The organism is Acinetobacter sp. MYb10, assembly GCF_002980175.2.
Classification (GTDB): Bacteria; Pseudomonadota; Gammaproteobacteria; order Pseudomonadales; family Moraxellaceae; genus Acinetobacter; species Acinetobacter guillouiae.
In genome coordinates, this window is record NZ_CP058272.1 from 1,481,767 (window position 1) to 1,506,424 (window position 24,658).

Below are 24,658 nucleotides of genomic sequence, written 5' to 3' on the forward strand. Positions count from 1 at the left end.
TTCGCATGATTAGCGAAAATAAATTTGGGTATTATTATCTGTATATGAAGACCGAACGTGGTATAGGCTTAATTGCACTGATTTTTTGTGTATTAATTATTGCAGTATTTCTCGCATTTAGCGTCTACTTAATTCGCCTCGACAATGTTATTCGAGATAAGTTTGAAGGCAATCGCTGGGATATTCCTGCGAAAGTATTCGCTCGTCCATTAGAAATTTATGCAACTGCGCCAATTGCCCAAATAGAGTTTGAACAAGAGCTCAAATTACTCGGTTATAAAAACAGTGATAGTTATACCAAATCGGGAACCTATATTACCCAACCAAATACAATTTACGTGCATACACGTGGCTTTGACTTTGGTGACAGTGTAGATCCAGAACAAGTCCTACAGGTGACCTTTGCTGGTGATACAGTTACAGATGTAAAAGCCACCAAACCGACCAATACTGGAATCGCACGTCTAGAGCCAATGTTAATTGGTGGTATCTACCCGCAACACAATGAAGACCGTGTCCTGATCAAATTAAATAAAGTTCCTAAACCTTTGATTGAAGCATTAATCGCCACAGAGGATAGAAACTTTTATCGCCATCATGGTATTTCATTCCGTGGTACAGCGCGCGCGTTACTCAGTAATGTGACTGGTGGTAAACGTCAAGGTGGTTCAACACTGACGCAACAGTTGGTTAAGAACTTTTTCTTAACCCCTGAAAAAACCTTAAAACGTAAAGTAAATGAAGCCCTGATGTCGCTGTTATTAGAGCTTCATTACAGTAAAGACGAAATTTTAGAAGCCTATTTAAATGAAGTGAATTTAGGTCAAAGTGGTAACTACTCTGTCAATGGTTATGGCTTGGCTTCACAATTCTATTTCGGCTTACCGCTCAGTGAATTAAATATTTCACAACAAGCATTTTTGGTCGGTTTAGTTCAAGGCCCTACCCTATTTAACCCTTGGAAAAATCCTGAAGGCGCAAAAAAACGTCGCGATATTGTGCTGAACAATATGTTGGTGATGGGATACTTAGACCAAGCGCAATATGAAAAAGAAATTGCACGTCCACTCAATGTGGTGCGTAAACCAACATTAGGTACAGCAAGCTTCCCAGACTTCTTAGATATTGTACGTCGTCAACTTAAAACCGAATACCAAGAATCAGATTTAACCAATCAAGGTTTAAGAATTTTTACGACACTTGATCCAATTGCACAAACTAGAGTGCAAAAGAGCTTTAGAGAAACGGTGAGCCGTTTAGCCAATGCGAACCCAGCAAGACTAAAAGACCTACAAGGCGCTGTTTTAGTTACCCGTCCTGAAAATGGCGAATTGATTGCCGCTGTTGGTTCAACCCAAGACTTTACTGGCTTTAACCGTACTGTAGATGCGAAACGTCAAGTGGGTTCTTTGCTTAAACCTGTGATTTATTTAAGTGCGTTGGAATCAGGTCGTTATAACTGGGCATCACAAATTGAAGATGCGCCAATTAGTTTACCTGTCAGTGGTAATCAAACCTGGACACCAAAGAACTATAGTGGAACAGGTCATGGTTATGTTCCGATGTCTCAAGCCTTAGCAAACTCATATAACTTATCTGCTGTGCGTTTAGGGAACGAATTTGGGATCTCTACATTTAGCAACAACTTGTCTAAATTTGGCGTAACTTCAAAGATTCCAAACTACCCGTCTATTTTCCTTGGTGCTGTTGATATGTCGCCCATGGAAGTGATGAGTATTTATGGTAACTTTGCAACAGGTGGATTTAAATATCCAACCAAAGCCATTCGTACTGTTGTAGATTCTAATGGTCGTTTATTGGAGCGTTTTGGTTTAAATGTACAACAGACCATAGACCCTTCTGCTGCCTTCTTGTTGAACTTTGGCTTACAACAAGTCATGTCTGCGGGTACAGGTAAAGCGGCTTACAACACATTACCTGCTGATCTCAAACTTGCAGGCAAATCTGGTACAACCAACGATACCCGTGATTCTTGGTTTGCTGGATATTCAGGCAATAATTTAGCAGTGGTGTGGTTAGGCTTAGACAACAATAAAATCACTGGGCTTACAGGTTCATCTGGTGCATTACCTGTCTGGATCAATGTCATGAAGCAATTACGCCAAAAACCAGTGAATTTACGTCAAACAGATGATATTTCATGGCAATGGATTGACTCTCGAACTGGGGAGCTTTCAGCACAAGGCTGTGAAGGCGCACTATATATTCCATTATTACGTCACACAGTTCCTAATCGTGCGACAGAGTGCGGAATGCCATATTATCAAGTTGATCCTCAATCCACGCCTGATACGCAACAAAACACTTCACAGCCGCATTCAAGTGATAGTATAGAAAACTATATTCGCGAAAGTGAAGACAGCTTAGATCAGGACTCAAGAGGTCATGTGATCTCAAGTGGTAGTTATAACAACTAATCTAAACATGTTGAATATACGGGTAAATTGGCTTTTAAATAGGAATTTGTGATGAAACGAAATGTAAGCACAATCGCTTATATTCTAAGTTTAAGCGGAATATTAACTTTGGCTGGGTGTCAAACAACACCCCAACAAAATTCTAAACCGAGCAAATCTGTTGAAAAGCCAAAATCTGAACAGCCAGACCATCGGGTTGCTACACCAGATGGAGTAAAAATTACCCCTTATGAACGCCCTGAAATTAAACGTGAAAAAGTTCCTGTCGTGATTGCACCGCAATCCAAGCCTCAAACGCAAAAATTTGAGGATGGGGAAAATATCCCAGCATTTAAACAGCTCATCCAACAAACTCAAACTGCGTATCAAAAAGGTCAGTGGGATGAAGCTGAACGTTATGCAATCCATGCACAACGTATAGCACCACAATCAGCACAAGTGTTCTCTTATTTGGCTCAAATTGCCAATCAGAAGAAACAATACGCGAATGCTGAATCTCTAGCGCGACGTGGTTTAAGTTATGCGCAAAGTCCATCCCAAAAGAAAACCTTTTGGAATGTTATTTTGCAGGCTGCTCAGCAATTAAAAAATCAACAGACCATCGCAGAAGCGCAAAAACAGTTACAACGCTTATAACTGTTTAAGGCAATACCTCTGCTCGATTAAAAATTTCGAATCCCAGCAATCCCGTATGCATAATGCTGTTGTGCAATCACTAAATCGGCTTGGCTTAATCCCCCCAATGCAAAGACGGGTAAATCACAAGTCTTGGCATATTCAGCAAATTTTTCCCATCCAAGTGCATTGGCTTCAGGATGGGTCTGGGTTGCAAATACTGGACTTAAAATCACAGCATCAAAACCTAATGTCTGTGCTCGCTGTAAAGATACCAAATCGTGACATGCTGCTATACAACGTAGACCGATTGGTAACTGCCCGATGTGTAAATCTATCAATTGATGCTGTTTATAATGTACAGCAGCTATACTTTTTTGAAGATGCTCAGGCAACTGTTGCCATAAATCTATATTGACGATCAAATGAGATAAGGCGTTTGGATCTAACTGCGAAATTTGTGTTACAGCAATCTGATCTGCAGTCGTTCTAAAATAAAAAAATTGAGGGTTGTCAGCTCGTTTTTTTTCTATATTCAACGCTGAAAGATTCTGGGAGATTTTAATTTGATGCGCCCAGAACAGCCGTTGAACAATCGCTTGATTGGCTTTGGGGAAATTAAGCTCGAATAGCTGATCGCGTCCATACCATGTCCATGGTTTCTGAATATCATGCAAATATTGTTCAGGAACAGTGGCATGAAAAAGATGGAGAAACACTTCAACATCATCATAAACATGATGAATCACATCAAAAGCATGCCATTGCTGGATGCCAATTCCCACTTCCTCAAAGATCTCTCGACGACATGCTTCAACAGGCGTTTCCCCTGCTTCAATTTTGCCGCCAGGAAATTCATATTTATTGCCCTGATGCTGATCCGCATTGCGCCAACCGACCAACACTTTCCCACGATAAAGTAATAAAGCGATAGCCACATGAATACTGGGTTTAGACATAAAAATCGACACCTGAATTTTTAATGAATTGTAAGCAATTATAGAAATTTTATAAATGATAAAAATTATCGTTGACAGACCTATTCGATAATGATTATCATTTAAATCACTTAGACAGCACCCCACACGGAGTAACAATAATGAACGCACCTTTTAGCCTATTCACACGTAACACTGAAGCTCACCAATCTCTTCCGATGTTACATTCAAATAACTTATTTGCATTAGGGCGCGAAATTCGCATCATGCATGCTGGAGAAGAATATCGCTTACGTTTAACACGTAACAATCGTCTAATTTTGACCAAATAACTATAAAAACATTAAGTTAAAACAAAAAACGTGGGAACAAGCAGTATGAATCAGCGCATACTGCTTTTTAATTTTGTCAGCTGATTTTTAATGCTTATCTATAGATTTTTATACAACAACCTATCTCTATAAAACGATCTAATGAAATGCTAAGCACTCAATAAAAATAACCGATTCAATCGTACAGCTTTAACGTAAATAAACACAAACGCTCAAACCGCCATATTCGGAAGCAGCAAACTGAATCTGTCCATGATGCAGATCGATCACCTTTTTACAAATTGATAAACCTAAGCCTGAACCTTGTGTTTTGGTCCCTAACGCTCGGTAAAAACGTTCACCTAAACGATCTAAGATGTCTTGAGGAATACCCTCACCATCATTTTGAATTTCAAAGCTATAGCTATTGTTTAAAGGTCCAATCTGAATATAAATATTGCCTTGTGCTGGCGTATAACGAATCGCATTATCTACAAGATTGCGAATACAGATAAAAAGTAATTCTTCGTTTACATAGACCTGAACATCTTCGCTTTGGATATGAATCTGAATCTGCTTTTCGTCTATAAAAGGATCTAAACTATTTATCACATGCTGAGTCATTTGCTCCAGACTTATCCAAGTCTTCGGTAATTCACTGGCATCCGCTGGATCTAATCGGGCCAAAAGCAAAAGATTTTCAAGGACTAGCGTTCCTCGATTCACATCATTTTGAATACTATTGAGTTGCTGATAAATCTCAGGAACCTCTGCATATTTGCGTTGTAATAACTGCAAACGCATTTGTATCGCAGAAAGCGGTGAGCGCAATTCATGTGATGCATCAGCGGTAAAGCGTTGTTCAGCAATTAAAGCTTGATCCAGTCGAGCAAGCATTTGATTGAGCTGATTGACCATCGGCTCAAGTTCTTTAAATGCAGGCTGTTGCTGAATTAAGCTGAGATCATTGGCATTTTTCTCTGCAATTTCTGTTGAAAGCAGTTGAATGGATTTAAATTGTTTTTTAACTGAGAAATGTAAAATCAGCCATTGCACCAACCAGAGACTCAATAAAACCAATAAATAGCTGATAAAACTTTGCAATAAGTCTTTAAAACGGACACTTAAGGGTTGTACAACATAGACGCTTAACTGAGAATCCTGATCAATCGCTCGATAGCTACGTAACAACTTATTTTCTGCCCAAATAAATGCATATCCATTGTCTTCACTCTTAGCCAGAAGATTGTCATGCCCCTGTTGCAAATCAAATTCAGGTGATTCGGTCAACATCACCTCACCATTCATCAATCGATATTGAATATTAAATTCATCACTTAACTCATCCAATTGAAAACCAGACGTGGAACTTAAATCTGAAATCAGAAGCATATCTGCAACTTCATCCATGATTTCATCTTGTACGTTCATGTTGTGATAAATCGAAAGACTGACCAGAAGTATCAGCGCAAAAATACCTGCCACAATTGAACTGAGCATTGAAGTCTTAATCAGCTTGGTTTGTAGTGATACTGCCTGGGTCATATTCATCCTATTGAAATCATTAAAAGTACTCGGTGAAATACTCAATCTTGCTCTTTATTCATACGATAGCCCAAGCCACGGATTGTTTTGATCAAATGTCCACCGATCTTCTTACGCAATTGATAGATATAAACTTCAATCGCATTACTCTCAATTTCATCCCCCCAAGCATAAAGAGATTCTTCCAATTGCTCACGTGTCACAATATGTTCAGGCTTTTGCATCAATTTATATAAAATTTGAAATTCTTTTGCGGTGAGATGAACAACTTGCTGATCCTGAAATACGGTTTTCGCTTGAGTATCTAACACTAAATTTTCATATTTTATTTCATGTAAATTTGTGACTTGAGTTTGTCTGAGCTGGGCCCGTACTCGAGCAGATAACTCTTCTAAACTAAAAGGCTTTACCAGATAGTCATTTGCGCCGAGATCCAAACCTTGCACACGATCTTGAATACTATCTCTTGCGGTAAGAAAAATCACAGGAATTTCTGGAAATTGACGTTTTAACAGTTTAAGAATTTCATCGCCAGTGGCTTTGGGCAAACCACGATCTAATAAGATACAGTCATATTGATGTTGTTCTATGGCTAAAATTGCATGATCACCACGTTCGACCCAATCTATATTGTAGCCATCCATTTCCAACCAAGATTTAATACTTTCAGCTTGTGAACTATCATCTTCAGCGAGCAAAATTCGCATAGACCATCTCTCTTTTAGGCAGACAAAGCCTTGATCAAAATAAAATGTGCAGTTTGTTGCTGTTCATACATGCTGAACATAGGCTAAGACCACATGCATACACATGTAGTCTTAGAGAATATAACTAGAATCTGCTGCGATTTGTTTATAATGGATAAAACAATTAAAAATTCACGGCATCTACATCAATTTCTACACGTTTTGTCGGTTTATAGTCGATATCGACCTCACCAAACAATGTCACTGTAGCATTTGCCGCGATCGGTTTACCTTGCCATAATTCATCATCAATATCGACAGTAATGCTACCTGTGCTATCACGGAATTGATATTTTTCATCACCGATTGCTTTAACCACGTTGCCATGAAGCTGCACTTTGGTATCATCTTTCAATGTTAACGCTTGTTTTACTGTGGTTAAACTTGGTGTAAGCGCTGATTGATTTACTGCTGTGTTTGCAGTGGCAAAACTTGTTAAACCAATCAAGCTTGTGGTTAAAATTGTTTTCGCAATGACGTTCATTGTTGTGTCCTCATATCGGTTCATCGTTTCGATAGAAGCATTAAAACAAACCAACATGAGGTGAATCTTAGGATTTCTTCATTTTCTATTTGAAGTCAGAATTAATTTAAAGGCACAACTCTGAGGACTTCTTCCAGCGTTGTTACGCCTTCCAATACTTTACGCGCACCAGCAATTCTTAATGGTTCAATGCCTTCTTTCTTTGCTTGCATTTTTAAATCATCTAAAGTCACGCCCGCACTAATTCGCTGCTTTGCTTCAAGGCTAATTGGCATAAACTCGTAAATCCCAACACGACCTTTATAACCTGTTTGACGGCATTCCTCACATCCAACTGCTTTATATACAAAACTAGGCATTTTGGTCTGATAGCCAAATGTCAAATGCTTCCACTCTTGTTCATTGATAAAGGTTTCTTGTTTGCAATGAGGGCAAAGCTTACGCACTAAACGCTGAGCCAATACTCCCAAAATCGTTGCAGCGGTTAAAAAAGGCTGCACGCCTAAATCATGCAAACGTGTCAGACTTGATGGTGCATCATTGGTATGCAGAGTTGAAAGTACTAAATGACCTGTTAATGCTGCCTGAATCGCCATGTTGGCAGTATCTTGGTCACGAATTTCCCCAACCATAATAATATCTGGATCTTGACGCATCAAAGCACGGATACCATCAGCAAAACCGAGCTCAATCCCTTGATTGACCTGCATCTGGTTAAAGCTTGGCTCCAACATCTCAATCGGATCTTCAATGGTACAGACATTCACTTGTTCGGTTGCCAATTGTTTTAACGAAGAATAAAGCGTGGTGGTTTTACCTGAACCTGTGGGGCCAGTCACCAAAATAATGCCATGACTATGTTGAGTTAAAGCATGCCACTGTGCCAATAAATGTTCATCAAAACCCAATTGCTGAAAACTTCGTACCAAAACTTCTGGGTCGAAAATACGCATTACCAACTTTTCACCAAAAGCAGTCGGCAATGTTGAAAGACGTAACTCGGTTTCTTGTCCTTTCGGTGTCCGTGTTTTTAAACGCCCATCCTGCGGTTTACGTTTTTCTGCAACATTCATACGACCTAAAATTTTAATCCGTGAAATAACTGCGGTTAAGGTATTGGCTGGCATATTATAAATTGTATGCAGTACCCCATCGATACGAAAACGAATTTTGCCTTTTTCCTTACGCGGTTCCAAGTGAATGTCACTCGCCCCTTGCTCAAAAGCAAACTGTAAAACCCAATCGACCAGTTTCACAATATGCTGATCATTGGCATCTGGATTCTGGGTATCACCTAATTGTAAAAGTGCTTCTACACCCTTATTTTCTTTATCATAGGCATTGGATTTTTGCGAATTGCTGACCGCTTTACTGACTTGATAGTACTCAGTTAAATAACGTTGTAATAACTCAGGATTTAATACTACTTTTTCAATTTTTTTGGGGCTTAAACTACGCTCTAAATTATGTACCCAATCCGTCATAAAAGGCTGTGCTGTACCAATCAGAATTTTATCGGTACTGACCTCAACTGCTAAAATTTTATTTCTTATTGCAAACTCTTGCGACATGACATTGGTTAGTGAAGTCACATCGGCCTTTAAAGGATCAATCGTAAATGAATTGAGTTCGGCTTTTTCAGCTAACCATTCTGTCAGCGTGGTCAATGTCAGTCTTTTTATTGGGTTTTTAGCATCGACGAGCTTAAAGCTGGCAATCCATTGCAGAGGATGCCACTTCAACTGATCGCGTTGTCGATGCGTGGTTTGTACCAATAGTTTTTCACGTTCTGTAATACGACCATCTTTTAATAATTGTTCTAAACACCAAGCTGTATCGATTTCAAAATTAAATTGCATTGTTATATCCCCGAAACTCAATCTACTATAACAAAATTAATTGTTGTATTTCTTGGATTTTCTAAATTCAACAATGTATTTAACGCATGGCTAAAAAATAAACTTTTGTTTTCCTGAAACTTTGCGATACATTGAAATCATTCTATTAATTCATGGTCTTATTTGGAGAGCACTATGAATTTTATATCGCTCTATCCATTTTCATTTGGCTCTTATACCGATTTCCTCACCATCATTGCGGCTGCATTGGGTTGCGGTCTACTTATCGGCCTTGAACGTGAACGAAGTCAGCAACGTGAAAATCAAAATAGTTTTGCGGGTTTAAGGTCATTTGCCATTTGCGCTTTACTTGGCGCTGTTTGCTTTTTATTTGGTCCCTATTTTGGCATTGTGGGCGCACTTATTACAGGGGGTATCGTCATTTATTCTTTAAAGAATCAAACTGATGATCCCGGTGTAACCACAGAAATTGCATTTATCCTCACTTATTTTATCGGTGGAATGTGCGTTTGGAATATTTCTTTTGCCGCAGGTTTATCGGTCATCCTCACCGTCTTGTTGATGACTAAACATTCTATGCATGGCATTGCAGGGAAATGGATTACAGAATCTGAATTTAAAGATGGAATTTTCTTACTGGCATTGTTATTAATTGCATTGCCACTGACACCAAACAAAGCTTTGTGGGGTGCTGTGCTTAACCCCTATGTTATTTTAAAATTACTCACCTTAATTTTGGCGGTGCAAGCACTTGCACATATTGCCAAACGATTATTGTCATCAAAAAATGCCATGCTGTTGTCTTCGCTTGCTTCTGGTTTTGTTTCCAGTACCGCAACCATTGCCAGCTTAGGATTAGAAGTCCGAAATGGACGTGCAGATGCCAAAGCCAATGCAGGGGCAGCATTAATGTCTTGTGTGGCAACCCTACTACAACTCATGATTATTGTAATTGGTGTCAGTATTACATGGTTCAAACTCATTGTACTGCCCAGTCTAATCGCTATTGCGATCCTGACTATTTTTGCCTTATGGTTTATGCGTCATACACAACCGATTGAAAATAATCAGCTTACAGATAGCCGTATGTTTAGTCTAAAAGAAGCAGCCATTATTGCAGTGTCGTTAACCTTGATTCAGGCAGGTGTATATGGGCTAAATCTTTTATTGGGTGATGCGGGTTTAATTGCCGGTACGCTTTTGGCCTCATTATTTGAAATTCATGGCGCTTTGGCCACAATTGTCATTCAGGGAGAACCGAGTAATCACATCTTATCTCTCGCCTTTGTTTTAGGTTTAGCAGCACATGCCATTGCGAAATCAATCAATGCATTTTTAAGTGGTGGCAGCCGCTATGCCTTGATCTTTGCTCCAATTCAAATTTTGCATATGACGATGTTTATCATCGTTTTTGTTTGGGTTCTTCAATATTAGAAGCACTTTTTTTTGCGAGGATGAAAAAGTCAATCATTCCCTTCTGAATCAACGTATTTAAGATCAATTTCTCATCAACAAATACAAACTTCGCTGATCTTTATTTAGACCAGCGTCTGAATCATTCCAATCCATCAAAATATTTTACTCATCTTATTTTGTAGATAGAAAAACAACAAAGTTAAAAATCACAGCCTATTTAACAAAATCTACAACCGTCTATTTCACAACAGCCTAACGATATTTGCCAAATACTTTCCAGAGATTGTTATCCGCTAAAGGATCAGCATAGCTATCATTACGTGGCTTGCGCGGCTTATCTCGGGCATCGACCAATTCAAAATCTTTTTCAGTGCTCAAGATTAAACCATTCACATAAAATCGTGTTCTCGTATATTCACTTTGTCCATACTGAAAAATATAGGTTCTTAAATCAATGAACTCACGATGCGCAACCAAGGCTGCGGTATCATCACTGTTTAACCACTGCGACATATTTTTAATTTGGCTGGGTTCAAATTGCCCACATTTCTCAACCAGTGAAGCTATCCCACGAAAAGTTTTTGATTCTTTGGCACGGGTTTTATTAATTCGAATTCGATCTACATGAAAAAAGAACAAAGGTAAATTTAAATGGCTGGGTAATTGAGCCACATCTAAAGCCTCATCCTGCATAAAAGGTTGATACAAGGTTTGTGCCCTTTCTAGCAACCCAAGCCACTGTTTATAGTAAGCCTCTACTGCGGATTGGGTTCCATAATAAATTGGCAAACCTTCAACATTGCTCAAGTCTACAGGCGGCCAAATATTTTGGCGTAATAATGCAATATCACTTTTCAAGCTTTGTATGGCAATCGCATCTTGCATTATCTACTCCTTGAGTATTTATTAAGCTTAGGCTATTTGAGTATGCTATAGTTATATCAATGAAACAAGTCTATGAAAAGGAATGATAATGTCCGAAAATAATGATTTTTTTGAAGAAACTGAAGAAGTTGAATCTGACGAATACTTTTATGAGCGTGCTGATGAATTTATTGCTCTCGCCAATCAATTTGCAGATCAAAATCATCAAGTTTCACACCTAACAGCACATCCTGGAAAGATCAGTGCTTCATTTATGTATGCCAATGCCCGTTATAGTATTTGGCATGCGGCATGTGCCTACAATCAAGCGCCAGATTTTAAAGCGGATCGCCAAGTCATCTTAGACTATTATGTAGAACAATTTAAACTCATGCTTGAAGATCATCTTGATGAATATCAAGAAAATTTTGACAGCTATTTTGCAAATTCAGATACAGAAGAAGTAAAGCGTTTCGTTTAACTCTTGGATTGCCTATAATAGCCCACCAATGAAATACGCTATGTGGAAAAGTCATGTCTCAAAAAATCGATGCTACTGATGTCACCGAAGAAGAAGCTTTAAATGCTGTTTTTTTTGAGCGTGCGGATGAGTTTATCAAACAAGCCAATGAGTTTTGCCGCCCAGCGAAAGGACAGCAACCTAAGCCAGAAGAACTTCGTGGACAAGTCAGCTCAGCAATGCTCTTCGCTACTGCACGTTTTAATACCTGGGTTGCTGCAAACACCTTTAAAGATGGTGATGAAATGCGTGACGCAAAAGAACAAGTCATGTCTTATATATTGCAACAATTCCAAATGATGCTTGAAGACAATTATGATGAATATTGTGAGCAGTTTGAAAATTATCTCCGTTTCCGTAAAAACGAAGATTTTCATACCCACAAGCATGATCATGATGGCCATGATCATCAACACTGATTGAGATAAATCATCTTAGATTGATCTAAGCATTGATAAAATAGCCTCTTTAATGAGGCTATTTTTTTATAACAATTTTTGGTAGTCATCCCAAAACAATAAAATCAACTGATTCCTCCAATGGCTTTACCGCTTAAATTTTACCAAGTGACAATATTCACCTTTTATAAAATTCATGTATTGTATTTTGATAATAAATAACAATTTGGATGTTATATGCAAGATTTGAATTTTCCAATCATTGACCCACATATTCACCAGTGGGATCCCTACAATACCCCTCATGCAGCAGCATTTGCGGTAAAGCTTTTGGGCAAGCGTCCATTCCTACTCGATAAAATGGTGCGTTTAGTCAAAGCTAAAGATTTGATTGAAACGGTTGGACTAACGGAACACATTACCCGTCCCTATTTACCACAAGACTATAAACATGATCTTGGCTCATATACGGTCGAACAAGTGGTGCATATTGAAGCCAGTTGGGCCAAACAGAAAGGCAAAGGTGTCGTAGGTGAAACAGAATTTATTGAATCCTTACCCTTTAATGAAAACACCGTAAAGCTCGGTGGCATCGTGGCTACCGCAGACCCTTGTGATCCTAATTTCAAAAAAATTTTAAAGTTACACCAAAAAGCATCTAAACGTTTGCGCGGTATACGCCGCATGGCGGCCTTTCATGAAGATAAAGGCGTGCATAATTGGACGGATCTCCCCCATCTGTATACCGAGAAAAAGTTCTTAAAAGGCTTTGAACAACTCGCGCAACATAACCTGAGTTTTGATGCTTGGGTGTATTCTCATCAAATTCCCGATGTAATTGAGCTGGCAAAAAAGTTCCCCGAAACCTCAATTGTTTTAGATCACTTTGGTACACCAGCAGGCCTGTTTGGTAAAATTGGACAAAATACAGGCTTATCAAAAACAGCACGTGAAAATATTTTTTATCAATGGCAAGATGCTATTGCTGAATTATCCGCTTATCCAAATGTATATACCAAAATGTCTGGTCTATTTATGCCAGTGCTTGGTCATCAATTTTATAAGAAAAAACAACTGGCCTCTAAACAACAAATCATTGATCTTGTTGCACCACTGATACTGCATGCTTTAGAAAGTTTTGGCACCTATCGGGTGATGTTTGCCTCTAATTTTCCAATGGATCGGGTCAATACCAGTCTGGTGAATATCATTGATGCGTTTAGTGATATTGTGATGCAATATGATGAAAATGCACTGAAAAATATCTTCCACCATAATGCCAAACAATTCTATCGTTTGTAATTTTACAAGATAAAAGAGGTGTTTATTTAAACACCTCTTCAAACTTATTTACTGATACACATAATTTTTTAAGTATAGCAGTTTAATTAAACTGCGAAAGAAAGGCTTGAATTGCATGTCGTGCAATTTCAGCATCTTCAAATGATTTCACTCCTGAAATACCCACTGCACCAACCAACTGACCATGATACAAAATAGGCTCACCACCTTCCAACATCCCGGAACCACTCTGCATGGTTAAAAATCCCATTTGACCATTTTTGATAAGGGTCTCATATGATCCTGACGGTCTACGACTTAATGCAGAACATCTGGCTTTGTCCAAACAGAATTTCGATGTCAATGCAGAAGCGCCGTCCATACGCTTCATTGCCAATAAATTGCCCGTTTCATCAACGATGGCAATACTGACATTAAAAGCATGATCAATTGCATATTGATGTGCTTTATTCAATAAAAACTCTGCATCAGATAAGGTTAAATAGTGTTTGGTTTGCATATTTTCTTCCTGAATTATAATGTCTAAAATCACAAAAAAGCCTGTAGTCCTTAGACTACAGGCTTTTATTCTAAATCAAACTTGATTCAAAAAGACTGTCCATTCTGCTCATTTATTCAAGCAATCGAAGTGGTCTTAAATCCCCTTAAGCTTGCATTTCAGCAAAGACTTGTTTGGCCATATCAATGGTAAACTGAATATCTTCATCACTGTGTGCAGCTGAAATAAAGCCTGCCTCAAATGCAGATGGAGCAAGGTTTACACCACGATTTAACATCCCATGGAAGAATTTACGGAATGCTTCAATATCGCATTTTAAAATATGGTCAAAACTGCTAATTTCGGTTTGATCAGTAAAGTAAAGGCCGAACAAACCACCAGCTTGTTGAGTAAAGAATGGGATTCCAGCTTCATCTGCAGCCGCTTGTAGACCTTGTAATAATTGATCTAATTTTGCAGACAAATCGGTGTAGAAGTTAGGTTGGCGAAGGGTTTCAAACATTTTGATCCCTGCTCGCATAGCCAAAGGATTACCCGACAAGGTTCCTGCTTGGTAAACCCCGCCTAAAGGCGCGATACATTCCATGATTTCACGTTTTCCACCAAATGCACCGACTGGTAATCCAGCACCAATGATTTTACCCAAAGTCGTTAAATCAGGTTTTACATTATAATATGCTTGCGCACCACCGAGTGCTACACGGAAACCGGTCATCACTTCATCAATAATAAATACTGATTTGTATTGATCACATTGCTCACGAATCGTTTCTAAGAAACCTTTGATTGGTTTAACCAGATTCATATTTCCAGCGACAGGTTCAACAATCACCCCTGCAATCTCTTGACCATATTTCGCAAAACAAGCTTTAACAGCCTCAATATCATTATATGGCAAGGTCACCGTATGCTTGGCAAAATCAGCAGGTACACCCTTTGATGTTGGCTCACCCATGGTCAACATGCCTGAACCCGCTTTAACCAATAAAGAATCTGAATGTCCATGATAGCAACCTTCAAATTTCACAATCATGTCACGACCTGTATAACCACGCGCCAAACGAATAGCCGTCATGGTTGCTTCAGTACCTGAGTTGGTCATACGAACCAATTCAATTGATGGCATGATTTCACAGATCAAATCAGCCAGCGTGGTTTCATGTACTGTCGGTGCACCAAAGCTTAAACCATCAACTGCTGCTTCTTGTACTGCTTGGATAATATCGGGATGTGCATGACCTAAAATCATCGGCCCCCAAGAACCCACATAGTCCACATAGCGCTTGCCATCGACATCGTATAAATAAGCACCTTTGGCTTTTTCGATAAATACTGGCGTACCACCCACCCCATTAAACGCTCGTACTGGAGAATTCACTCCACCTGGAATATGTTTACTGGCTTGTTTAAACAATTGCTCTTGTTTTGGAGATAGGCTCATAAATCGACTCAATCCTGTAGAATACTAAAATTTCAAAATGATATAAAAAATCACGATACAAATTAAGATTTTGCAGTTTCTGCAAATAACTGTGCCCAAGCTGCGACACGGGCAGGAATATTTTCAACTGATAAAGCTAATATATCACTAATCACAGCGCAAAGGTCAGCACCAGCCTCAATCACAGCTTGAGAATTTTCAACTGTTAAACCGCCTATAGCACAAATAGGTAAATCAAACTTTTCAGATGCCTGCTGTAATGTCGCTAGGCCAATATTACCTGCTTCAGGTTTGGTCGATGTTGCATAAATTGCGCCAAAGGCCACATAGCTTGCCCCTTCAGCGATTGCTTTTTCAGCCAACTCAATTGAGTTTAAGCAAGTCCGCCCAATGATGACACCTTGTGGTAAACGTTGCACTGCATCTGAAATTTCACCATCAGATTGCCCAAGATGAACACCTAAACTAAATTGTTCAGCTAAATCTAAATCATCATTAATCAAAAATGGTGTCTGATACTTTTCACACAGTTGCTTGATCTGCTTCACTTCATTGGCTTGGTCAGATTGAGCTACTTTTTTACGGCGATACTGAAGAATAGCGACTTGCTTAGTGCTTAAAGCAGCTTCGAGTTTTTCTAATAATAATTGGATTGGATCGTCGTTGGTAATCAGGTAAAGACCGCGCATTCAATATTCTCAAACAATCAAATAAATGGATTATAAGCAAGTTTTCTCAGCGAAGACGTGACAAAAACAAAAAAGCTTAGAAATCTCTAAGCTTTTTTGTTTAATTTATTACCATACTGACAAGATTAGCTCTCAATTTTATCTAGACTACGGTCTTTTAAACTTAAATTTCCACGTACAATATCGGAAAGCATACGCCAGTCCGAAATAAAACTATAAAGTGGTTGCTTAAAACTTGCTGGCTTATTTTTCTCAAATACAAAATGCCCCACCCAAGCACAAGCATAGCCTGAAAGCAGTCCATAGACCACGTATTTTGCTTTACGTTGACGAATTGCTTTGCTAAAAAAATAAATCCCGACACTACTTCCAGCTGCATGCAAACGGCGACTCATCATGCTACGGTGTTCAGTTAAATAAAAACGATAAAATTCTGAATAGTTTTTAATTGGTAATTCAAACTTCGGGTTTTGCTCTAATTCCGATTTAGGCTCAACATACGCGTTCATGATCAATCATCCTGTTTTATTTTTAATCAGCTTAGTTTATTTTATGCTGCAATAACAGCCAAATTCAATATCAAGTCTGTTGACAATTCATCTATATTTGCGACTTCAAGTATTGCCCAGACCATACAAGTCACGAAATAGGAAATTTTGTCATTCTAAATATTTAATTAGTAACGATATAGCGGTAAAAAATACTCAAATGGCACGCTATACAAGTCTTCTGATGACACATTTTAAGTTACAATGCCAGATTAAACATTCAAGAATGTTTAACTCTCTAATAACCATGATTAACACTTAGGACCCTCACATGCTTGAAGTTGAATTAAAGTTTCAAATTCCGGAAGCCCGCCGCAATGCACTCCTCAAAGCATTAGATCCTAAAAAATCCCAAATTATTCAATTACAAGCAAAATACTACGACACGCCTGATCGTCAGATGTCCCAACACGGCGCTGCACTACGTCAACGCTTAGAAGGAACGCGTTGGGTACAAACATTAAAAGCCGCCACCAAAAGCCATTTACAACGCTTTGAAGACAATATTGATTTAGGTGAACTTGCTGAAGCCCCACATTTAGATCTTGATATTTACCAGAATAAACCCGAAGCACTTGCTGTTTTAAAAAATGCATTGGGGGATAAATTTGACGAACTTCAATTACAATTTGAAACTGACATCCAACGTACCATCCGTGTGATTCAGTTTGAAGATGCTGAAATTGAAATCAGCCTCGATATTGGTGAAGTCAGAACTGAAACCGCCAAACAAGAAATTCATGAAGTAGAATTTGAGTTAAAAAGTGGCTCAATTCAATCACTTTTAGCCTTTAGTTTTGAATGGGTTAAAAAGTATCATTTGTGGCTCGATGTACGTAGCAAAGCTGAGTTTGGACACTTATTGACTGTGGATCAAAAAGTCAGTCCAGCACAACTCAGCAAAGAAACCATTTTAAATAAAAAAGACACTGCAGATAAAAACTTACGGGTGCTTATTGCCAGTCAATTACAGCATTTATTGCCCAATATTGCTGCGATTTCTGCACAGGTTGCCCAGCCTGAACATATTATTCAAGCACAGACTGCCCTACACCATTTACATTTAAGTCTTTCTCTGTTTAAAGATTGGACAGATACCAAAACGGATAAATGGTCACATCAACTTTCAGCGTTTGAGAGTCACTTTAAAAACTTACAGCATTTTGAACATATGCAACGCACATTAGGTGCTTTACTGCAAAATCCGAAAACGGCGCAAAGTTTAGATCGGGATATTTTGTATGCCAATGAAAAACTCATCAATTTGGTCAAATCAACTCAAAATGTGCAGCACTATTTAGAATTACTCATGTTCAGTTTAGGACAGTCTGCGAAAGCGCCAACCCATGACTTAAAATGGTTTGCGCAAAATACATTGCAAAATCAGTATCGACAACTACAAGAAAGTTTAAATGAAGCCGATCTATCTGACCTTGAAAGTCTAGAAGCGCTGGCTCAGCATTTAAATGAATTAAAATTTAGCTTTCCGATCCTAACCAATATCTATGATGTTAAAAACTTGCAGAAATATGCGAAATCTTTAAATGATGCTCAACAAGCATGTGAGCAATATCAAGTGCTTGCTTCATCATCATCTTACCTACAACAAACTGACTTAGAAGCTAGTGATTGGTTTGCCTTAGGCTGGCTTACCGCAAAACAAGAAGCTTATGCAGAAAAACTGCTTGAAGCGACGGAACAGTTCTTGGTCAGCCGTAAGTTTTTAAAATAAATCAGCAGCGAGAAGAGATGGTTTTATTGAATAAAATCATCTCTTTAAATACTGCATAAAATTGAATATTTGTAGTCGCGTGAGTATTCACGTTGCGAATTTGTAATCATTCATTAAAAACTCAAAAAAAACAATTTATCGGATTAAAATCGAGAGAATAAGTAATAAGAATGGAACGATAAGCATGTTTGAAATTGAATTGAAATTCCAAATACCTGAAGAAAAGCAAGAAATGCTCATTAAAGCGTTTCAAAGAAAAGATACCAATATTCAGCACTTACAAGCCAAATACTATGATACGGCACAATTTATTTTGTCTGAGCATTCCATTTCGCTTCGTCAACGCCTTGAAGATGATCAAGAAAATCAGCAATGGGTACAAACCCTCAAACTTCCAACAGAACAAAGACTCAAACGTGCAGAATTTGAGGAAAATATCGGAAACGTGGAAACAGGATTAGATCTAAAAAACTATCTCAGCAATAAGCATATTGCTAAAAATATTAAACACTTATTAGAGCAACATAAAGATGGATTAGAAGTTCAGTTTCAAACAGACATCGAAAGAAAGCTCAGCTTATTTAAATTTCAAAATAGTGAAATTGAAGTCAGTTATGATCATGGTCATATCATCGCCCATCAACAGCGTCTCGCATTACGTGAATTAGAATTTGAACTGAAACAAGGCACTGTTCAAGATCTCATTTCTTTTATCTTACCTCGGATGAAACGCTATAACTTATGGCTTGATACCCGTAGCAAAGCACAGCAAGGTTTTCAGCTTGCACAAAACTCTCCAGACAATCCCGTACAGTTGCAAACGCCACTTGTTCTTGATTCAAAGGATCACCCTGAGAATGCATTAAAAAAGATCGTGAATAATTGCTTATCGCATCTACTCCCCAACACTACAGCAATTGCATCTGGAAACTTTAATTCCAAACATATTCATCAGGCACGTGTGGCAATTCGTCGCTTAAGAAGTGCTTTAAAAACCTTTTCAAATTGGTCTTTGCATATCGATCCCACTTGGCAAACACAGTTAACCGAACTATTTAGACAACTCGGTTCGGCTCGTGATTTAGATATGATTCGAGAGGAGTTATTACCTCAGCTTGAGGCTGCTGGTGCACCTAAGTTTAAACTTGCAGAACCACAAGATGTCGATTCGCAAAAATTAACCAAACTGTTTAGATCTTTTAATTTTAATTATTTGGTCCTATCCCTAATTCAATTTATTGCCCAAGAATCAAGTGAAAAATCTCAAATAGCTGTACATAAAGCAGCATTTAAAAAAGTTAGACAATTACATCGCAAAATTCAAACTGACGCAGAAAACTATTTAAATTTAGACATCGAAGCACGGCACCGTACTCGTAAAAACTTAAAGCGTTTGCGTTATAGTATTGAGTTTGTTGCATCATTATCGGATAAAAGCCAAGTCAAAAAATATTTAAAAGCTATAAAGCCTGCTCAAGAAAGTTTAGGTCTCTACAATGACCTGATTGTTGCTGAAGATGTGTTAAAAAAATTGGTCAAAACAGAACCCCAAGTCTGGTTTGCTTTGGGCTGGATTGCCGCAGAACAGCAACGGCTTTTGCTGAAATCACAACAAGATTTGCTGCAGTTTGCCAAGACAGCCGTTTTAGAGTAATTGTAGCTACTATCCTGCTCTTTAAACCGAGATGCTCCGATCACAGCGGACAAAAGCGCATAAGTTTTTAAGCAGGATATGGAATCACGTTTTCAATAACTGAACGACTCAATGCCCTGTATCAGGATCGCCTCTTCTGCACAGCTAAATTTAATATTAAATTGCCCAAAACGCATCCCATAAATACGCGCATCATCATGCTGATAAGCTGGTCGAGGATCTAAAGCCAGTACAGACTCAAGTTCAGCGATATATTTTGGGTCCATGTCAGCTGTTTGAAGAAATTTACTTTTTAATTGCTGAGCATGCTCAGACCAAATAACCTGTTTACGAACAGGCTCATGCTGGGCATAACCACTTTGCGCCGCATCCACAGCATCAGAATAATGAATATAAGGTTTAATATCGATAATCGGCGTACCATCTAAAAGGTCACTGCCTGTCACATATACACGAACTGCATTCCCCTCTTTTTTGACAGCTTTAAGTTGTACTACAGATAAACCGATCGGTGCTGGGCGATACATACTGCGTGTTGCAAATACACCGATTTTTTTATTTCCACCTAAACGTGGTGGCCTCACTTGAGGTCGGAACTTATCTTTATCTTGTTGATTTTTATTGTCATGAAACTGCCAGACCAACCATAAATGACTAAATTCTTCGATTCCCTCGAATGCTTCCAAGACATTGTAGGGTGCATACATTTCGATAAAAGACTCCACCTGAACCAGATTTGGTTGTCGAGGAATACCAAATTTTTCAACATAAGGAGAACGCATAATCCCAATAATCGGGAGACTTAACTCAGTCATAATCATTTTTTCTGATAAGTTCAATTAAATATATTCAGTTTATCGAGAATGATTTTAGATTAGAATAGCAGGCTGTTCTAATTTGATAATTTATTGAGACCTTTAATGGCTGCTTTCAACGTCGAAAAGATTACTCACGTACACCACTGGAATGACACTCTATTCAGTTTTAAGACCACACGTGATACCGCATTACGTTTTAAAAATGGTCAATTTGTGATGATTGGTCTTGAAGTCAATGGTAAGCCTTTAATGCGAGCATATTCTATTGCAAGCGCTAACTACGAAGAAGAATTAGAGTTTTTCTCAATTAAAGTGCCTGATGGTCCTTTAACTTCTATTTTGCAAAAAGTAAAAGTTGGTGATGAAATTCTAATTTCTAAAAAACCTACAGGTACTTTAGTGCTTGATGATTTGAATCCGGGTAAAAACTTATACCTTCTTTCATCGGGTACGGGGCTAGCACCATTCTTATCAACGATTCGTGATCCAGAAACCTATGAGCGTTTTGAGAAAGTCATCGTGGTACATGGTACACGCTTTATTTCTGAATTGGCTTACCAAGACCTGATTCTCAATGAACTTCCAAACAATGAGTTTTTTGAAGAGCTGGGTATTAAAGACAAATTGGTTTACTACCCAACTGTAACCCGTGAAGATTTCCATACCCAAGGTCGTGTAACTACTGCGATTGAATCTGGTGCATTATTTGAAAAAATTGGCTTACCACGTTTTAATCCTGAAACTGACCGCGCAATGCTTTGTGGTAGCCCAGCATTCCTTGACGATGTTGTCGAGCTTCTTGACCAACACGGCCTGAAAGAATCCCCTAAAATGGGTGTTTTAGGCGACTACGTGATTGAACGCGCTTTTGTTGAAAAATAATTTATTTTTCAAGCAGCGTTAAATTGAAAACCGAGGTTAAATACCTCGGTTTTTTTGAATTTAATCAATATAAATTAGTACAGCTTGATAGCTCATTTTTATAGATCTTGTATAGTGATAAAAACAGCCATACAAATGTATGGCTTTCCTTGAGTGATTCAATAATTTAAATCATCAATTTAGATTTTTCTGAGCTTGACCATATTGGTCAGCCATCACTTCAACCAATTGATCAGGTTTAATATACTTCTTAATCACAGCATCCACATCTGCTTTGGTCAATTGAGCAAACTCTTGATCTCTTAAAGCACGACTATCCATTTTCTTATTGCGTTCAAGCTGGCTGTTTAACATACGATGAATTACGCGCTCATCTTCTAAAGACGTCACACGTTGCTTCATGATATTGGCTTTAGCCGCTTCCAACTCCTGACTGGTTACTCCTGTCGCTAATAAGTCATTCAGCACTTTACGCACCACTTGCGATACTTCAGCAGATTTCCCTGCTGTGTAATTGGCTTCGATCGACAATGCACCTGCTTCATTAAAAGAGTCCAAGTTTAATTGACTACCAAAGCCATAAACCAACGCATTTTTTTCACGAAGCTCTTGTCCTAAACGAGAAGACAATTGCGAGTCACCCAAAATATAACTAAAGACAATCAGTGCTGCGGCATCTTTATTGTCCACACCTACAGGCAAGGTCTGCAAAGCTTGATAACTGCCAAACTCACGTTGTTCTGAAAGGGCATGCACTTTCTGCGCTTTATAAGTGGTAAATTCTGTTGATAGACGCTGATAAGGTTGTTTAGCTGACCAATTTCCAAATTGTTGCTCAAGTAACTTCTTGATCGGTTTTGCATCATATTGCCCAGTGATAGAAATAAAGGCATGGTCCATTGCAAAGTATGTTTTATATAAATCGACAACTTGTTGGTTGGTTGCTGCTTGAATCTGTTGTTTAGCCAGTTCTGGTTCAAAATGATAACGTAAATCACCCGGCTGATAGGTTTCAAGTAAGCGTGCAATGGTTAAAGAGGATACTGTTTCAGGCTCAGTATATGGTCGATCCAAACTAGATAAGCTTTGTAATTTAATTAAATCAAATTGCGATTGTTCAAATTTAGGGCTCTTCATCACCGACACGATATATTTAAAGAACTCTTCAAATTTTTCTTTTTTCGCTGAAATTTGAATGGTAATCCCGTTATCCGATGCAGTCGCAGTTGCTCCACCACTTGCTTCAATAGTTTTATCTGCAATGTTCTGTAAACTATATTGCTCAGAAGCACGTAATAATAAATAAGCCGTAAAATCGAGGATTTGTGCCTTATTCATTAAAGATTCAGCTGTACCAAAATTGACCTCAATGGTTGCATAGGTTTTATCATCACGTGTCGAGGTTGGGAATAAAGCATACTTCATTCCATTTTTTAAAGTGCCACGTTGAATCTTTTTCTCTGTTGCAGTTAAATATTGTTTCGATTTTTCAACATATTGAGCAACTTCAGCTTGATAAACACTGACATCTTTTAACGGTTCTACTGCAGCAGCTTGTTGATCTAAAGTTTTTGGTTTTTCAGCAGCTTGCTTTTGCTCCAAGGCCTTTTTCTGATCTTCAGGTGTCGGTTGAATATCACCATTAAAACGGTGCTGCTCAGTTAAAAATGCTTTTAAAGTTGCATTAGTTTCAGCTACGCTTAACTTTTGAATGGCCTGTTGATCTTTAAAATATTGTGCCCAATTGCCATGCGATGACACCACATAATCACTCAACATACCACCGACAGCAGCGGCACTGGTCAATAAACTTTCATTGGCATTCTGGATCAGATTTTTAACTCGTTTTAATTCAACATCATCAAAACTTTTATTTTTTTCTACACCGGCAATTAACGCACTGTCAATTTTTTGGGCATCATGGTTTGGCGCATATATTGCTCCCATAAATACCAAGTTAAAATCATCATCTAACCATGTTGTTGACTGGACATTGGTCGCGACGCCAGTTTCTACCATGCTGGAATATAGATGACCACTCGGTTGTAAGGTATATAAATATGGTGCAAGTGCTAATACTGGCTGAATTTTTTCATTCTTACCATTCATATAAATATTGAATTTGGCAAGATCACTGCCCTTTTTCACCACAAAATTACGATTTTTTATGGTTGAAGAATCAAGTAAAGGCACTATTGCTTGTTGAGGAATCTTACGTGCAGCAATTGCACTAAAGTTTTTATCAATGGCTTTTAAAACTTCTGCTTTATCAAATTTACCTGCAATCACCATCACCGCATTATTCGGTGCATACCAGTCTTTATAGAATTTGTTCAATTCATTCATTTTAATTGACTGTAGTTCAGCAAGATCACCGATCGGTAAACGACCTAATGACTTGTTGCCGTAGGCTGCTTTCCACATTTGATCCATCAGCACAGCAAAAGGCTGATCCATACGCACTTCGCGTTCACGCATCACAATATTGATTTCTGAAGGAACGAATTGTTCTTGAAGCACCAATTTGTCCATACGTTGTGACTCTAAATAAATCACTTCGTTTAAGGTATTTTGGTCTGGACGTACAATATTGGTATATTTAGTCGAATAATAATCGGTACTGGCATTGGTCATTAACGTATATTGATCTAAACGGCGTTGAAATTCTTCGCCTTTTACATCTTGTGTGCCTTTAAACGCTAAATGTTCAAGTAAATGTGCAAGACCACCTTTGCCTTGTGGATCATTTAATGAACCAGTCAAATAAACCGTATTCATAAAGACTTTACTTTCTTTATCATTCGGTGCAAGTAAAACTCTAAAGCCATTCTCTAGCTTATATTCTTCGATATTATGTTCAGATTTAACAAGGATGGCTTGAGCAAAACTAGACGCACTAAAACCAAGAATACAAAGCGACAAGGTGAGTTTTTTCAACTGCATGAGCATAGGAGAATCC

22 protein-coding genes are annotated in these 24,658 nt (G+C 38.3%); 10 read left to right on the top strand and 12 right to left on the bottom strand.

Features of this window, described 5'->3' with window-relative positions:
- Positions 1 to 44 precede the first annotated feature (44 nt).
- Complete coding sequence (gene mrcB / locus CQZ96_RS06880) at positions 45 to 2,438, top strand: penicillin-binding protein 1B (RefSeq protein ID WP_035371136.1); 2,394 nt, start codon at positions 45 to 47, stop codon at positions 2,436 to 2,438.
- 51 nt (positions 2,439 to 2,489) lie between these two features.
- Positions 2,490 to 3,074: a tetratricopeptide repeat protein gene (locus CQZ96_RS06885; protein ID WP_004820161.1), complete on the top strand. Its 585-nt coding sequence runs from the start codon at positions 2,490 to 2,492 to the stop codon at positions 3,072 to 3,074.
- Between the two features lie 26 nt (positions 3,075 to 3,100).
- Here CQZ96_RS06885 and CQZ96_RS06890 read toward each other — a convergent pair whose 3' ends face one another.
- Positions 3,101 to 4,012 (bottom strand): NUDIX domain-containing protein, encoded by a 912-nt coding sequence (locus tag CQZ96_RS06890; protein ID WP_105714493.1) that lies wholly within the window; start codon positions 4,010 to 4,012, stop codon positions 3,101 to 3,103.
- A 140-nt stretch (positions 4,013 to 4,152) separates the two neighbouring features.
- Here CQZ96_RS06890 and hemP point away from each other — a divergent pair, with 140 nt between their 5' ends.
- Complete coding sequence (gene hemP / locus CQZ96_RS06895; RefSeq protein ID WP_004721884.1) at positions 4,153 to 4,323, top strand: hemin uptake protein HemP; 171 nt, start codon at positions 4,153 to 4,155, stop codon at positions 4,321 to 4,323.
- A 189-nt stretch (positions 4,324 to 4,512) separates the two neighbouring features.
- Here hemP and CQZ96_RS06900 read toward each other — a convergent pair whose 3' ends face one another.
- The 4 genes from CQZ96_RS06900 to CQZ96_RS06915 form a co-directional block, all read right to left on the bottom strand.
- The gene (locus tag CQZ96_RS06900) at positions 4,513 to 5,847 is read right to left on the bottom strand and encodes a sensor histidine kinase (protein WP_105714494.1); all 1,335 of its coding nucleotides are present in this window, start codon (positions 5,845 to 5,847) and stop codon (positions 4,513 to 4,515) included.
- Between the two features lie 41 nt (positions 5,848 to 5,888).
- A complete protein-coding gene (locus CQZ96_RS06905; RefSeq protein ID WP_004721888.1) occupies positions 5,889 to 6,554 on the bottom strand; it encodes a response regulator transcription factor in 666 nt (221 codons plus the stop codon).
- Between the two features lie 163 nt (positions 6,555 to 6,717).
- On the bottom strand, positions 6,718 to 7,077 hold the full coding sequence (locus tag CQZ96_RS06910) for a NirD/YgiW/YdeI family stress tolerance protein (RefSeq protein ID WP_105714495.1): 360 nt from the start codon (positions 7,075 to 7,077) through the stop codon (positions 6,718 to 6,720).
- 101 nt (positions 7,078 to 7,178) lie between these two features.
- The gene (locus CQZ96_RS06915; RefSeq protein WP_105714496.1) at positions 7,179 to 8,936 is read right to left on the bottom strand and encodes a GspE/PulE family protein; all 1,758 of its coding nucleotides are present in this window, start codon (positions 8,934 to 8,936) and stop codon (positions 7,179 to 7,181) included.
- Between the two features lie 174 nt (positions 8,937 to 9,110).
- On the opposite strand from CQZ96_RS06915, the gene CQZ96_RS06920 reads away from it, so the two are divergent.
- Positions 9,111 to 10,370 (top strand): MgtC/SapB family protein, encoded by a 1,260-nt coding sequence (locus CQZ96_RS06920; RefSeq protein WP_105714497.1) that lies wholly within the window; start codon positions 9,111 to 9,113, stop codon positions 10,368 to 10,370.
- A 234-nt stretch (positions 10,371 to 10,604) separates the two neighbouring features.
- Here the strand turns inward: CQZ96_RS06920 and CQZ96_RS06925 are convergent, their stop codons facing one another.
- Positions 10,605 to 11,237: a hypothetical protein gene (locus CQZ96_RS06925; protein ID WP_105714498.1), complete on the bottom strand. Its 633-nt coding sequence runs from the start codon at positions 11,235 to 11,237 to the stop codon at positions 10,605 to 10,607.
- 88 nt (positions 11,238 to 11,325) lie between these two features.
- On the opposite strand from CQZ96_RS06925, the gene CQZ96_RS06930 reads away from it, so the two are divergent.
- The 3 genes from CQZ96_RS06930 to CQZ96_RS06940 all read left to right on the top strand — a co-directional run bounded on the left by CQZ96_RS06930 (position 11,326) and on the right by CQZ96_RS06940 (position 13,436).
- Entirely contained in the window at positions 11,326 to 11,697 is a 372-nt protein-coding gene (locus tag CQZ96_RS06930) for a DUF3144 domain-containing protein (RefSeq protein WP_004820143.1), read from the top strand.
- Between the two features lie 53 nt (positions 11,698 to 11,750).
- Positions 11,751 to 12,155, top strand: coding sequence for a DUF3144 domain-containing protein (locus CQZ96_RS06935; protein WP_004820141.1), 405 nt, complete (start codon positions 11,751 to 11,753; stop codon positions 12,153 to 12,155).
- A gap of 216 nt (positions 12,156 to 12,371) precedes the next feature.
- Positions 12,372 to 13,436, top strand: a complete 1,065-nt coding sequence (locus CQZ96_RS06940; protein WP_105714499.1) for an amidohydrolase family protein — start codon at positions 12,372 to 12,374, stop codon at positions 13,434 to 13,436.
- Between the two features lie 82 nt (positions 13,437 to 13,518).
- Here CQZ96_RS06940 and CQZ96_RS06945 read toward each other — a convergent pair whose 3' ends face one another.
- From CQZ96_RS06945 to CQZ96_RS06960, 4 genes are all read right to left on the bottom strand, one after another.
- Positions 13,519 to 13,935 carry a GlcG/HbpS family heme-binding protein gene (locus CQZ96_RS06945; RefSeq protein WP_004721898.1) on the bottom strand — a complete coding sequence of 139 codons (417 nt, stop codon included), beginning with the start codon at positions 13,933 to 13,935 and terminating at the stop codon, positions 13,519 to 13,521.
- Between the two features lie 145 nt (positions 13,936 to 14,080).
- A complete protein-coding gene (hemL, locus tag CQZ96_RS06950; RefSeq protein ID WP_004721899.1) occupies positions 14,081 to 15,376 on the bottom strand; it encodes a glutamate-1-semialdehyde 2,1-aminomutase in 1,296 nt (431 codons plus the stop codon).
- Between the two features lie 62 nt (positions 15,377 to 15,438).
- Complete coding sequence (gene thiE, locus CQZ96_RS06955) at positions 15,439 to 16,065, bottom strand: thiamine phosphate synthase (RefSeq protein WP_105714500.1); 627 nt, start codon at positions 16,063 to 16,065, stop codon at positions 15,439 to 15,441.
- Positions 16,066 to 16,190: 125 nt separating this feature from the next.
- The gene (locus tag CQZ96_RS06960) at positions 16,191 to 16,574 is read right to left on the bottom strand and encodes a DUF962 domain-containing protein (protein WP_004721901.1); all 384 of its coding nucleotides are present in this window, start codon (positions 16,572 to 16,574) and stop codon (positions 16,191 to 16,193) included.
- A gap of 310 nt (positions 16,575 to 16,884) precedes the next feature.
- Here CQZ96_RS06960 and CQZ96_RS06965 point away from each other — a divergent pair, with 310 nt between their 5' ends.
- Together CQZ96_RS06965 and CQZ96_RS06970 are read left to right on the top strand one after the other, a co-directional pair.
- Positions 16,885 to 18,345, top strand: a complete 1,461-nt coding sequence (locus tag CQZ96_RS06965) for a CYTH domain-containing protein (protein ID WP_004820133.1) — start codon at positions 16,885 to 16,887, stop codon at positions 18,343 to 18,345.
- Positions 18,346 to 18,529: 184 nt separating this feature from the next.
- Positions 18,530 to 19,999: a CHAD domain-containing protein gene (locus CQZ96_RS06970; RefSeq protein WP_105714501.1), complete on the top strand. Its 1,470-nt coding sequence runs from the start codon at positions 18,530 to 18,532 to the stop codon at positions 19,997 to 19,999.
- A 92-nt stretch (positions 20,000 to 20,091) separates the two neighbouring features.
- On the opposite strand, the gene tsaA is transcribed toward CQZ96_RS06970, so the two are convergent.
- Positions 20,092 to 20,820, bottom strand: a complete 729-nt coding sequence (gene tsaA / locus CQZ96_RS06975; RefSeq protein ID WP_105714502.1) for a tRNA (N6-threonylcarbamoyladenosine(37)-N6)-methyltransferase TrmO — start codon at positions 20,818 to 20,820, stop codon at positions 20,092 to 20,094.
- 99 nt (positions 20,821 to 20,919) lie between these two features.
- Between tsaA and CQZ96_RS06980 the strand changes: the two genes are divergently transcribed.
- Positions 20,920 to 21,699: a ferredoxin--NADP reductase gene (locus CQZ96_RS06980; RefSeq protein WP_004721908.1), complete on the top strand. Its 780-nt coding sequence runs from the start codon at positions 20,920 to 20,922 to the stop codon at positions 21,697 to 21,699.
- A 174-nt stretch (positions 21,700 to 21,873) separates the two neighbouring features.
- On the opposite strand, the gene CQZ96_RS06985 is transcribed toward CQZ96_RS06980, so the two are convergent.
- On the bottom strand, positions 21,874 to 24,648 hold the full coding sequence (locus CQZ96_RS06985; RefSeq protein WP_105714503.1) for a M16 family metallopeptidase: 2,775 nt from the start codon (positions 24,646 to 24,648) through the stop codon (positions 21,874 to 21,876).
- Between the last annotated feature and the right edge of the window lie 10 nt (positions 24,649 to 24,658).